Annotated in this window: 13 protein-coding genes and 2 tRNA genes; 11 read left to right on the forward strand and 4 right to left on the reverse strand. The window is 59.0% G+C overall.

Going from position 1 to position 10,913, the window contains the following annotated elements:
• The first annotated feature begins 1 nt into the window (after position 1).
• The 3 genes from queC (at position 2) to ABYA88_RS08185 (ending at position 1,468) form a co-directional block, all read left to right on the forward strand.
• Positions 2-685, forward strand: coding sequence for a 7-cyano-7-deazaguanine synthase QueC (gene queC, locus ABYA88_RS08175; RefSeq protein ID WP_373186579.1), 684 nt, complete (start codon positions 2-4; stop codon positions 683-685).
• Positions 686-732: 47 nt separating this feature from the next.
• Positions 733-808 (forward strand) — tRNA-Lys (locus tag ABYA88_RS08180).
• A 183-nt stretch (positions 809-991) separates the two neighbouring features.
• Entirely contained in the window at positions 992-1,468 is a 477-nt protein-coding gene (locus ABYA88_RS08185) for a PA2169 family four-helix-bundle protein (RefSeq protein ID WP_373186580.1), read from the forward strand.
• A gap of 56 nt (positions 1,469-1,524) precedes the next feature.
• On the opposite strand, the gene ABYA88_RS08190 is transcribed toward ABYA88_RS08185, so the two are convergent.
• Positions 1,525-1,740 carry a hypothetical protein gene (locus ABYA88_RS08190; protein ID WP_373186581.1) on the reverse strand — a complete coding sequence of 72 codons (216 nt, stop codon included), beginning with the start codon at positions 1,738-1,740 and terminating at the stop codon, positions 1,525-1,527.
• A gap of 170 nt (positions 1,741-1,910) precedes the next feature.
• Here ABYA88_RS08190 and nadA point away from each other — a divergent pair, with 170 nt between their 5' ends.
• Positions 1,911-2,969, forward strand: a complete 1,059-nt coding sequence (gene nadA, locus ABYA88_RS08195; RefSeq protein WP_373186582.1) for a quinolinate synthase NadA — start codon at positions 1,911-1,913, stop codon at positions 2,967-2,969.
• Here nadA and ABYA88_RS08200 read toward each other — a convergent pair whose 3' ends face one another.
• Positions 2,970-4,448 carry a M48 family metalloprotease gene (locus ABYA88_RS08200; RefSeq protein ID WP_373186583.1) on the reverse strand — a complete coding sequence of 493 codons (1,479 nt, stop codon included), beginning with the start codon at positions 4,446-4,448 and terminating at the stop codon, positions 2,970-2,972. It lies immediately after the preceding gene.
• Between the two features lie 88 nt (positions 4,449-4,536).
• Here ABYA88_RS08200 and ABYA88_RS08205 point away from each other — a divergent pair, with 88 nt between their 5' ends.
• Both ABYA88_RS08205 and ABYA88_RS08210 read left to right on the forward strand, forming a co-directional pair.
• Positions 4,537-4,785 (forward strand): sulfurtransferase TusA family protein, encoded by a 249-nt coding sequence (locus tag ABYA88_RS08205; protein ID WP_373186584.1) that lies wholly within the window; start codon positions 4,537-4,539, stop codon positions 4,783-4,785.
• Between the two features lie 11 nt (positions 4,786-4,796).
• Complete coding sequence (locus ABYA88_RS08210; RefSeq protein ID WP_373186585.1) at positions 4,797-5,879, forward strand: AI-2E family transporter; 1,083 nt, start codon at positions 4,797-4,799, stop codon at positions 5,877-5,879.
• A 19-nt stretch (positions 5,880-5,898) separates the two neighbouring features.
• On the opposite strand, the gene ABYA88_RS08215 is transcribed toward ABYA88_RS08210, so the two are convergent.
• Together ABYA88_RS08215 and ABYA88_RS08220 are read right to left on the reverse strand one after the other, a co-directional pair.
• A complete protein-coding gene (locus tag ABYA88_RS08215) occupies positions 5,899-6,369 on the reverse strand; it encodes a peroxiredoxin (protein ID WP_373186587.1) in 471 nt (156 codons plus the stop codon).
• A gap of 52 nt (positions 6,370-6,421) precedes the next feature.
• Positions 6,422-6,979 (reverse strand): glycine cleavage system protein R, encoded by a 558-nt coding sequence (locus ABYA88_RS08220; RefSeq protein WP_373186588.1) that lies wholly within the window; start codon positions 6,977-6,979, stop codon positions 6,422-6,424.
• Positions 6,980-7,223: 244 nt separating this feature from the next.
• Here ABYA88_RS08220 and dapA point away from each other — a divergent pair, with 244 nt between their 5' ends.
• The 5 genes from dapA (at position 7,224) to ABYA88_RS08245 (ending at position 10,913) form a co-directional block, all read left to right on the forward strand.
• The gene (gene dapA, locus ABYA88_RS08225; protein WP_373186590.1) at positions 7,224-8,099 is read left to right on the forward strand and encodes a 4-hydroxy-tetrahydrodipicolinate synthase; all 876 of its coding nucleotides are present in this window, start codon (positions 7,224-7,226) and stop codon (positions 8,097-8,099) included.
• Positions 8,100-8,134: 35 nt separating this feature from the next.
• Positions 8,135-9,238 (forward strand): outer membrane protein assembly factor BamC, encoded by a 1,104-nt coding sequence (gene bamC, locus ABYA88_RS08230; protein WP_373186591.1) that lies wholly within the window; start codon positions 8,135-8,137, stop codon positions 9,236-9,238.
• Positions 9,239-9,255: 17 nt separating this feature from the next.
• The gene (locus tag ABYA88_RS08235) at positions 9,256-10,053 is read left to right on the forward strand and encodes an MBL fold metallo-hydrolase (RefSeq protein WP_373186592.1); all 798 of its coding nucleotides are present in this window, start codon (positions 9,256-9,258) and stop codon (positions 10,051-10,053) included.
• Complete coding sequence (gene purC, locus ABYA88_RS08240) at positions 10,053-10,766, forward strand: phosphoribosylaminoimidazolesuccinocarboxamide synthase (RefSeq protein ID WP_373186594.1); 714 nt, start codon at positions 10,053-10,055, stop codon at positions 10,764-10,766. Before ABYA88_RS08235 ends, purC begins: the two co-directional genes overlap by 1 nt.
• A gap of 57 nt (positions 10,767-10,823) precedes the next feature.
• A tRNA-Ser gene (locus ABYA88_RS08245) sits at positions 10,824-10,913 on the forward strand.

Raw genomic sequence — 10,913 nt, forward strand, 5'->3', positions numbered from 1 at the left:
CATGACAGAGACGAAAAAGGCGGTAGTGCTGCTTTCAGGCGGCCTCGATTCGGCAACGGTTTTGGCGATGGCCCAGGCCGAAGGGTATCACTGCCACACGCTCAGCTTTGATTACGGGCAGCGTCACCGGGCAGAGCTGGATGCGGCTGCCCGGCTGGCTGCATCAGCCCGGGTAGCGGCGCACAAGGTGATCACGCTGGATATGGACGGCATCGGCGGCTCGGCATTGACCGACGCTGCGATCGATGTGCCCGAGACGCTGCAGCAGGGCATCCCCATTACTTACGTGCCAGCCCGCAATACTGTTTTCCTGTCACTGGCCCTGGGATGGGCCGAGGTGCTCGAGGCGACGGATATCTTCATCGGCGTGAATGCGGTGGACTACTCCGGTTATCCCGATTGCCGGCCGGCTTTCATTGATGCTTTCGAGCATGTGGCCAATCTGGCAACCCGGGCTGGAGTCGAAGGCTCGGGATTCCGGATCAGAGCGCCACTGCAGGACATGAGCAAGGCTCAGATCATTGAGGCCGGCACACGGCTTGGGGTTGATTACAGTCTGACTGTTTCCTGTTACCAGGCAGATAGCCGCGGCCTAGCCTGTGGTCTGTGTGACAGTTGTCGATTACGGGCGGCGGGTTTCGCGGCGGCCAGTATTGCGGATCCCACGCTTTATGCAAAAACTTAAAAAAAACTTGAGTTTATCTGATAAATCAGTACTATAGCGCGCGTTCCGGGTCGTTAGCTCAGCTGGTAGAGCAGTTGGCTTTTAACCAATTGGTCGTAGGTTCGAATCCTACACGACCCACCATTTTTTCCTTCTCCAGCCTGTTTCGGTCTACTCGATCAGGTATTCTGCAGCACTTATTTATCCCCCTTTTGTGTCAGCTCAATCCTTGAACCTCCACCCGGCTACATAGTCCAAATTCTGGCGTGTGGGATGACGGCCGTCGTCAGTTCCACCACGAATGCTATTTACCGGATGGAGGAAGATATGACTTCTGAAGATATGACTTCTAACGCATCGAAAGAAACGATCGGCGTGCTCAATGATCTGATCGAAACTTGTAAGGACGGAGAGAAGGGCTTCAAGGTGTGCGCTGATGATGTAAAGCGTCCAGAGCTCAAGGCGTTGCTCAGTGACCATGCGATAGAGTGTGGCGAGTCGGCCGAGGAGCTGAAGGCTATCGTAAAACGTCTGGGTGGGGATCCGGAGGACAACACCAGCCTGGCCGGTGACCTGCATCGTCGCTGGGTGGATCTGAAATCGATGATCTTGGGCAAGGACGAGAAAGCGATTCTCAATGAGTGCGAGCGAGGCGAGGACGTAGCCAAGAAAAGTTACAAGGACGCGCTCGAAAAGGATCTGCCAGCTGACGTCCGTCAGGTAGTCGAGCGCCAATACCAGGGCGTGCTGCGAAATCATGATCAAATCAAGGCGCTGCGTGACGCCGAGCGTGCCCGAAGCTGATCGACAACCCGTATTGACCAGTGGCGCGCGCGCTGGCGAGTGATCCCGCGGCCACGTCAGTTCCGCTCAGGTCTGAGCAGCTGTACCTCGGCTTCGTTGCCATACACTGCCCAGCCGATCATCGTAGCTCCGATATAGACACAGATTGCCGGAATAAGTGGGCCGAGCAACATCAGGGGTAAGAATCCCCATGGATGGCGATCCAGATGCCCTCGGATATCAACCCAGGCAGAGCCCGGCGCCTTGGCCAGTCGTGGTAGGGCCGCGAACATGGCAAACTCCTCGTGTTTATGTGATCTCTCCTGTACCTCTCGACCGGTAGGCTGTTGTTAAGTTCCGTTTTGAGCTATCAGGAACGCCGCATGGGCGCCGGGGCAGGGCGATTTCACACGGCGTCGCCGTGGTATAATTTCTCCATTGAAACGATCAAAGGATCTTCCACATGTCACAGATTCCAGAGCGGGTATTGGTCCAGGCGCACCTGGCCGCCAAGCAGGTGGCGCCGCTCAGCCCGGCGGAAGAAGCCGATTACAAACAGCGTATTCGCGAAGCTCTGAAGGCGCGTGACGCCGTGTTGGTAGCGCATTACTACACTGATCCGGTCATTCAGGCGCTTGCCGAGGAAACCGGCGGTTGTGTGTCCGACTCCCTCGAGATGGCGCGTTTTGGCAAGGAGCATCCGGCCAGTACGCTGGTGGTAGCCGGTGTACGGTTCATGGGCGAGACATCAAAAATCCTCAGCCCTGAAAAGCAGGTGCTGATGCCGACCCTGGAGGCGACCTGCTCTCTGGATATCGGTTGCCCGATTGAGGAGTTTTCCGCCTTTTGCGATCAGCATCCGGACCGTACCGTGGTGGTCTATGCCAATACCTCGGCAGCGGTGAAGGCGCGGGCGGACTGGGTGGTGACCTCCAGCTGTGCGCTGGAGATTGTCAGCCATCTGATGGACAAGGGTGAGAAAATCATCTGGGCTCCTGACCAGCATCTGGGTAACTACATCCAACGTGAGACTGGTGCTGACATGCTGCTCTGGGAGGGTTCCTGCATCGTCCACGAGGAGTTCAAGGCCAAGGCGCTACTGGACCTGAAAGCGGTGTATCCGGATGCGGCAGTTCTGGTCCATCCCGAGTCGCCCATGCCTGTCGTCGAGTTGGCCGATGTGGTGGGCTCGACCAGTCAACTGATCAAGGCAACACAGACGCTGCCCAACGAGACCTTCATCGTGGCCACTGATCGGGGGATCTTTTACAAGATGCAACAGGGGGCGCCGGGCAAGCTTCTGATCGAAGCACCGACTGCTGGAAGCGGCGCTACATGCCGCAGCTGTGCCCATTGCCCCTGGATGGCGATGAATACCCTACCCACGCTGTTGCAAAGCCTGGAGCAGGGAAGTAATGAAATTCATGTGCCCGCGCATTTGATCCCCCGCGCGGTAAAGCCGCTGGAGCGAATGCTCGAATTCACCCGCAATGCGCGAATCAATGCGCCTGGGAATGCCTGATCACAGGTTTTCGATAATTGCACGCTGTTCGATCAGGTACTCCTGTCTGGCCTGGATGCGCGCGCGCCGGACATAGTCGTCCCCCGCTCGCATGGCTGCCAGGTCGAGCTGTTCGGCCGCTTGGTCCAGATCGCCGGCAAGCATGAAATATTCCGCCCGGGCAGTGTGCACGCCAATAATGTTGCCTGCCAAGCCGCGTATTTCTGCGGCCAGGTACCAGACGTCCGGATCGCTGTCGCGCTGGCTGGCGAGCCGGTTGATCACCTGCTCCGCATCAGCGTAGCGCCGGGCGCGCAGCAGGATGTCAGCCTTGGCTTCCTGTAATGGATAGTTATCAGGATTGACCTGCAGTAGTCGGTCAACACGAGCGAGCGCCTGATCCAGATCGCCGCGGTTGATATCCAGTTCCGCTGCAGCGAGATTGACGGCCACATTGCCCTGCTGAGCCGCGAGAAGGGGTTCGAGCACCCCGACTGCTTCGTCGTGCTGGCCGCCAAGGGTCAACGCCAGCGCCAGGCCGTAGCGGGCCGCGGCATGGTCGCCTTCATGTTCGTCGAGCAGTATGCGAAAGCGCTGCGCTGCAAGCCCCGGGCTCTGTTCATGGCGCAGCTGCACCCTGGCGCGCATCATCTGATATTCGACACTGTCGCGTTGCCCACCATTTTTCAGCTGCTCGGCGCGATTACGTGAGTCGGAAATGCGCGACTGAGTCACCGGGTGGGTCAGCAGGAATTCCGGCGGTGTGCGGTTGAAGCGACCCATCTGCGCCAGTCGTTCGAACATGTCGGGCATCGCTTCGGGATCGTAGCCGGCGCGTTCCAGGTTGATCAAGCCGATCCGGTCCGCTTCCTGCTCATTCTGGCGCGAGAAACGTCGCTGTTCCTGAATAGCGGCCGCCTGGGTAGACGCCAGTGCTGCAATGCCGGCATCACCGCCGCCGGCGGCTGCGAGAATCACTCCGGCCAGCATTGCGGTCATCATCGGTATGCGCATGCGTTCCTGCTGTTCAAGATTCCGGGCGAAGTGGCGCTGGGATAGGTGAGCCAGCTCATGGGCCATCACCGATGCAAACTCGGCCTCGGTGTAGGCGTTAAGAAATAAACCTCCATTTACGCCTACCACGCCTCCAGGGGCTGCAAAGGCGTTAAGCTCGGGACTGTCAATCAGCACGAAGGCCAGGCGCCGGTCGGCCAGCTGGCTGGTTTCAACCAGGCTGTAGACATGACCTTCGATAAAGTCCTTGAGCAGGGGGTCGTCCATCGTGGGGACCGCCCCGCGCAGCATCGACAGCCAGGCCCGACCCAGTTGGTGCTCCTGCCGGGCGGACATGATCGACGAGCTGGTATCACCCAGCGACGGCAGGTTGTAGTCTGCGTGGGCCAACGGCGGCGCGGCAACGCTGACAACCAGGGCGAGCATCAGGCCCCGGAGGACCGCAGCATTGAGTCGTTTGATGGGTAGTGCGTTGGTGGAATGCATGATCACCTGCGTATCCGGTTGGATAGGGTTGTCTGCCATCGACCCCTCAGGGGCTATACTGTAGCACTTGTTAATCAGGAGCCACTGCATGCCTGTCGATACTCCGGCGTTGACCGCTGACCATATGCTAGATGCCCGCGGGCTGAGCTGCCCATTACCCCTGCTCAAGGCCAAGCAGGCACTGAATGCGATGGTGGCAGGACAGATACTGCACGTAGTGGCTACGGATGCCGGTTCGCAGAGAGATTTCCAGCGTTTTTGCGAGCTTGCAGGCCACGTGTTGCTGGAGTCATCCTGTCTGGACAGCGAGTTTCATTATTGGTTGCGCAAGGAGTGAGATCAACAGGCATGTTCAAGGTATTTCGTAACTGGGCGCATCGCTATTTCTCGGATGAAGAGGCGGTGGTGCTCGCAGTCCTGCTTGCGCTGGGTTTCGCGATCATCATCAGCTTTGGTGGCAGTCTGGCGCCGCTCTTGACCGGCATAGTGCTCGCCTATCTGTTGCAGGGAATGGTCACTCGCCTGAGAAACTGGGGAGTACCCCAGGCGCTCGCGGTGTGGCTGGTATTCCTGCTATTTCTCGGTGCGCTGGCGGCTCTTCTGGGTATCGTGGTGCCGCTGGTGTGGCGCCAGGTGATCAATCTGTTCAACGAGTTGCCACGAATGCTGGTGCAGTGGCAGGCGCAGCTGGCTCACCTGCCCGAGCAGTACCCGTCGCTGATATCCTCGGGGCAAATCGACCGGATCGTGGCATCAATAAACGGGGAGCTTGGCCAGTTGGGGCAATGGTTGCTGTCGCAGTCCCTGGCGGGCCTGCCGATGCTCCTGACGATCCTTGTCTACCTGGTGCTGGTGCCTATTCTGGTATTTTTCTTTCTGATGGACAGCGAGAAGATCGTTGCCTGGCTGGTAGGCCGGCTGCCCCGCGAACGGCGGCTGATGAATGAAGTGTGGACGGAAATGAATCAGCAGATCGCTAACTACATTCGCGGCAAGGCAGTGGAAATACTGATTGTGGGTGTGATCAGCTATGTTTGTTTTGCGATCCTCGGTCTCAACTATGCCGCGCTGCTGGCGGTTATGGTCGGGTTATCGGTACTCGTGCCCTATATCGGCGCTACCATCGCGACCATTCCCGTGGCGCTCATCGGTCTGTTCCAGTGGGGGCTGGGCAACGAGTTCATGGTACTAATGATCGTTTATGCGGTCATTCAGGCGCTGGACGGCAATGTGCTGGTGCCAATCCTGTTCTCCGAGGCGGTCAATCTGCATCCGGTAGCGATCATCGCTGCCGTGCTGATTTTCGGCGGATTGTGGGGCTTCTGGGGGATATTCTTCGCGATCCCGCTGGCAACGCTGTTCAAGGCAGTGCTCAATGCCTGGCCGGGAGATCAGGAGCCACACCCCGAGGTCACGGTCGAAGCTCCCTAGGCACTTGCCCCCTCGGTAGTCAGCCGTTGAGTTGCTGAGCTGCGGCGAGTACCTCGGCAACATGGCCCTTGACCTTCACCTTGCGCCATTCTCCGCGCAGCACACCTTCGGCATCGATCAGGAAGGTGCTGCGTTCTATTCCCTCGTATTCCTTGCCATACATTTGTTTAAGCTTGATCACATCGAACAGGCGGCAAAGGCTCTCGTCCGCATCGCAGATCAGTTCGAACGGAAAGCCTTGCTTGCTGCGAAAATTCTCGTGGGTACGCAGACTGTCGCGCGATGCGCCGAACACGCGCGTATTGGCTGCCAGAAAATCTCCGTGCTGGTCGCGAAAATCCTGCCCCTCTGTGGTGCAGCCTGGCGTGTTGTCCTTGGGGTAGAAATACAGCACGAACTGCTGGCCGCGAAGCTGGTCGGAGTCGACGGTCACGCCGCTGGTGGCCGGGGCGGAAAAAACAGGTATCGGTTGGTCCAGTTCAACAGGCATGCCGGTAGGCTCCTTTTTCGTTGTGCGCGGGGGTTGTTCGGGGCGAGTCCGTTCAGTGTACTGGACGCCAGGGCTCGATTACCGCATCCAGGTTGAGCTCGTCACAGAAATCCAGAAACTGCTCGCGCAGCCAGCTCAGCTGGGTCTTCGCCGGAATGGCAATGGTCAGCGTCATGTTCAGCATGGCGGTCCCGGTATGCTGGGCAAGATAGGTGAAGCTGAACAGCTCTTCGATATCTATTTCCAACTGCTGGAAAAAGGTACACAGCTCCCCGCACAGCTCCGGACGCTGGGCTGCGGTGACGAATACGTTGTAGGGCAGTGCCTGCGGACGTTCGTCCAGTGTAGTGCTGCGGCTCATGGACAGGGTGAAATGCTCGCGGCGGGCTACCGTGAGGAGCAGTGTCTCAAGGCGGGCCAGCGCGTCCCAGTTGCCGCTGACCTGCAGCAGCAATGCAGTGCAGGTACCATGGCGGCTCATGCGGCTACTGACAATCAGGCAGCGCTGCTCCATGCACAGCCGGGTAAAGGTAGTGACCAGCGCAGTGGTCTGGCCTCCCAGGGCATTGATGACCAGAAACTGTTCCTTCTGTGGAGCGGGGGTCGACATGGTGTTCCTCAAAAGCTGATTTACGACCTGCTGCACAGGCAACGAGAAGTCGTCAGGGTCATTATTGTCGCGCGCTCGGGCCATTGGATCAATGTCCTGTTGCTCGGGCTCGATCGGGTGTTTGTCTTCCGTTGAGTGATCGCGCCAGGAGTAGTGTCCGGCGCCGAATTGTGTGTGGCTTCCCTTGTGCTGGCAGCACGGCGAAAGTACCATTGCGGGTCAATGTTTCAACTGGAGCAGTTGCATGATTTCAGGCAGCCTGGTGGCGCTGGCAACACCAATGGATTCGCGGGGCGGGCTGGACTGGCAGGCTCTGGAGCGCCTGATCGACTTTCATCTTGAGAACGGCACCGACGGCATCGTTGCTGTGGGTACCACGGGTGAGTCGGCTACGCTTGATATGTCCGAGCACAAGGAAGCCATTCGCCGCGTCGTCGACCAGGTCGCCGGCCGTATTCCGGTGATCGCCGGAACGGGTGCCAACTCCACCCGCGAAGCTGTTGAGCTGACAGAATCGGCCCGCAGTGTCGGCGCCGATGCCTGTCTGCTGGTAACGCCCTATTACAACAAGCCTACCCAGGAAGGCCTGTATCAGCATTTCAGGTTTATTGCCGAGGCAGTGGCGATACCTCAGATTCTTTATAACGTGCCCGGCCGCACGGCCTGCGATATGTTGCCGGAAACGGTCGAGCGTCTGGCTGATATCAGCAACATCATCGGCATCAAGGAAGCGACCGGCGATCTGCAGCGTGCCCGCGAACTGATCGACCGGGTAGGCGCCCGGATGGCGATCTATTCAGGCGACGATCCCACCGCAGTCGAGCTGATCCTGATGGGCGGCAAGGGCAATGTCTCGGTTACTGCCAACGTCGCGCCCCAGGCCATGCACGATCTCTGCTCGGCCGCACTGGATGGCAATGCCGATCTTGCGCGGCAACTGAACGAATCGCTGATGCCGCTGCACAAGGCGCTGTTTATCGAATCCAATCCGATTCCGGTGAAATGGGCACTGCACGAGATGGGCCTGATGGTCGACGCACTGCGTCTCCCATTGACCTCTCTCAGCCCCCGCTGTCACGAAACGGTCCGTGCCGCCTTGCGCGAATGCGGCGTCCTGTGAGCCCGTCTCGAACCATGTATACCAAGGAACTGTTTATGAAGCCTGTACTGGGTGCTCTATCGCTCGCTCTGCTCGCTGGTCTGAGTGGCTGTGGTTATCTGGCTGGTGAAGATGGCTATTTCCGGGATCGTGGGTCGGACTATCAGGGTGTCGTCATCGAGCCGAGAATTGATATTCCCGAGGGCGTCGAGAGCAAGCCACTGGGCGACCTCCTGCCTGTTCCGGGGCAGTCTGTAGCCGAAGCCAGCGGCGAGAAATTCAAGCTGCCGCGTCCGCAGCCGATGATCGTCAGTGCCGATGCGGCCGAGTTCTCGTTGCAGCAAAATGGTTCGGTACGCTGGGTGCAGGCGCAGCGCAGCGCCAGCGACACCTGGCCACTGGTCCGCCAGTTCTGGAACGATTACCAGGTGCCAGTTGCCAGCGAGACGCCGAGCCTGGGTCAGTTGCAGACAGGCTGGGTAGCCTTCGATCTGCAGAGCAACAATCCATTGCTGCGCCGCATTCTGCCGGCAATCGGTGAGGGGCGTTCAGTTGAAGGCCGGGAGCATCGCTTCCGCCTGCGTGTCGAGCCTGGAGTGCAGGGCGACAGCAGTGAAATCTACGTGACGCATATGTCTCGCAGTCAGGGCGGAAGCCGCACCGACTGGCCGGAGAATTCTGACAATGCCAACCTTGAGCGTGCCGTGCTGGCAGAGCTCGAGACCTATCTGAACCAGTCGCGCAGTGGAGCTTCGATTACCTCGCTGATGGCGGCGCAGGCAGGCCCACGCGCCACGCTGGCGCGCGATGGCGCAGGCAATCCGGTGCTCACGCTGCAGAGTGATTTCAACCGGGCATGGTCGGCGATAGGGCAGGCGCTGAGCCAGGCTGATATACGCATCGCCGATCTCAATCGCAGCGCCGGCGTGTACTACATCGATCTGGCGCAGGCAGCCAGTCAGCAGAAAGAGCCGGGTTTCTTCGGCCGATTGTTCGGCCGCGACGAGACCCCGGACGAAGATCGAGCGCAGCGCACCGAGGTTCGACTCACCGCTGTTGGCGGAAATGTGCAGGTCACCGTGGACGAGAGCATTGATACCGCAGCAGACCCCCGCGTAGCGGTCGATGTGCTCGAGCGTATCCAGGCCAACCTGAATTGATCGAACGGATATAACCTATGCGGTATTGCTCGCTGGGCAGTGGCAGTCGTGGCAATGCCACGGTTGTCGAGTCCGGCCAGACACGTCTGTTGATCGACTGCGGGTTCAGTCTGCGTGCAACCGAACAGAGGCTGGCTCAGGCGGGCCTGAGTGCGCGCCAATTGAGCGCCATCCTGGTCACCCATGAGCATTCCGATCATGTCAAAGGTGTCGAGCGGCTCGCCCTGCGTTACCAGCTTCCTGTTTACATGACGCACGGCACCCTGCATGCGTTGCGCGATTTCCAGGTGCCGGTCGAGGTGATCCGGTTGGACGAGGCTTTTACCATCGGGGAGCTGCATGTAGAGCCGGTAGCCGTGCCGCATGACGCACGCGAGCCCTGCCAGTACATTTTCGACAGCGGACAGCACCGCTTCGGCATTCTGACCGATACCGGCACCATCACTCCGTGGATCATCGAACGTTATCGCGGTCTGGACGGTCTCTTTCTCGAGGCCAACTACGACCCGCACATGCTCGCAAATGGTCCTTATCCGCCGAGCCTGCGGGCGCGTGTTGGGGGTGACCTAGGGCATTTGAGCAATCAGCAGGCCGCGGGTCTGCTTGCAGCGATGGATCGCTCATCGCTTTGCCATGTGGCGATTGCGCATATAAGCGAGAAGAACAACCGGCCGGAGCTGGCACTGGATGAATTACACTGCGCGCTTGCCGGGTGGTCGGGTGAATTGCACCTGGCCGAACAGAACCAGGGGCTGCCCTGGCAGAACATAACGGGTATGCCCCAACCACTTTTCGCGCACAGCGGGAGCCGATAATGGAAAAACGTACAGAACTCTATCGCGGCAAGGCCAAATCGGTATTCACTACCGATGACCCGGATCGCCTGATTCTGCTGTTTCGCAATGATACTTCCGCCTTTGATGGCAAGAAAATCGAGCAGCTGGACCGCAAGGGCATGGTTAACAACCGCTTCAATGCATTCATCATGCAGAAGCTGGAGGAGGCCGGTATTCCGACCCAGTTTGACGCGCTGCTGTCCGACACCGAAGTGCTGGTCAAAAAGCTCGACATGATTCCGGTCGAATGTGTGGTGCGAAACCACGCCGCCGGCAGTCTGGTAAAGCGGCTGGGCATCGAAGAGGGCCAGGCGCTGACGCCACCGACCTTTGAACTGTTTCTGAAGGACGATGCCAAGGGCGACCCCTTCATCAACGAATCCCACGTCGTCACCTTCGGCTGGGCAACCGCAGACCAGCTCAAGCGGATGCAGGAGCTGACGCTGCAAGTGAACAGTATCCTTACCCGACTGTTTGACGAAGCCGGGTTGATCCTGGTGGACTTCAAACTCGAATTCGGTGTGTTCAACGGCGAGATCGTGCTGGGTGACGAATTCAGCCCGGACGGCTGCCGCCTATGGGACAAGGCTACCGGCAAGAAGATGGACAAGGACCGCTTTCGTCAGGGTCTGGGAGGTGTGATCGAAGCCTATGAAGAAGTAGCGCAGCGTCTGGGAGTAGAGCTCGGCTGACAGCTTAGCTGACCCCTTCCGCCGCATCAGGCAAAGCTGTTATGATGCGCGCCGACTGGAGAGTTGCCGGAGTGGTCGAACGGGACGGATTCGAAATCCGTTGAACTGGTAACAGTTCCCAGGGTTCGAATCCCTGACTCTCCGCCA

Source organism: Halopseudomonas sp., assembly GCF_041579695.1.
GTDB lineage: Bacteria > Pseudomonadota > Gammaproteobacteria > Pseudomonadales > Pseudomonadaceae > Halopseudomonas.

Excerpts from the sequence above, each read along its gene's own strand:
- bamC (WP_373186591.1), top strand. The coding sequence starts at position 8,135 with ATGAAGCCTGTACTGGGTGCTCTATCGCTCGCTCTGCTCGCTGGTCTG.
- ABYA88_RS08210 (WP_373186585.1), top strand. The coding sequence starts at position 4,797 with ATGTTCAAGGTATTTCGTAACTGGGCGCATCGCTATTTCTCGGATGAA.
- dapA (WP_373186590.1), top strand. The coding sequence starts at position 7,224 with ATGATTTCAGGCAGCCTGGTGGCGCTGGCAACACCAATGGATTCGCGG.
- ABYA88_RS08205 (WP_373186584.1), top strand. The coding sequence starts at position 4,537 with ATGCCTGTCGATACTCCGGCGTTGACCGCTGACCATATGCTAGATGCC.
- queC (WP_373186579.1), top strand. The coding sequence starts at position 2 with ATGACAGAGACGAAAAAGGCGGTAGTGCTGCTTTCAGGCGGCCTCGAT.
- ABYA88_RS08235 (WP_373186592.1), top strand. The coding sequence starts at position 9,256 with ATGCGGTATTGCTCGCTGGGCAGTGGCAGTCGTGGCAATGCCACGGTT.
- nadA (WP_373186582.1), top strand. The coding sequence starts at position 1,911 with ATGTCACAGATTCCAGAGCGGGTATTGGTCCAGGCGCACCTGGCCGCC.
- ABYA88_RS08190 (WP_373186581.1), bottom strand. The coding sequence starts at position 1,740 with ATGTTCGCGGCCCTACCACGACTGGCCAAGGCGCCGGGCTCTGCCTGG.
- ABYA88_RS08185 (WP_373186580.1), top strand. The coding sequence starts at position 992 with ATGACTTCTGAAGATATGACTTCTAACGCATCGAAAGAAACGATCGGC.
- ABYA88_RS08220 (WP_373186588.1), bottom strand. The coding sequence starts at position 6,979 with ATGTCGACCCCCGCTCCACAGAAGGAACAGTTTCTGGTCATCAATGCC.
- ABYA88_RS08215 (WP_373186587.1), bottom strand. The coding sequence starts at position 6,369 with ATGCCTGTTGAACTGGACCAACCGATACCTGTTTTTTCCGCCCCGGCC.
- purC (WP_373186594.1), top strand. The coding sequence starts at position 10,053 with ATGGAAAAACGTACAGAACTCTATCGCGGCAAGGCCAAATCGGTATTC.
- ABYA88_RS08200 (WP_373186583.1), bottom strand. The coding sequence starts at position 4,448 with ATGCATTCCACCAACGCACTACCCATCAAACGACTCAATGCTGCGGTC.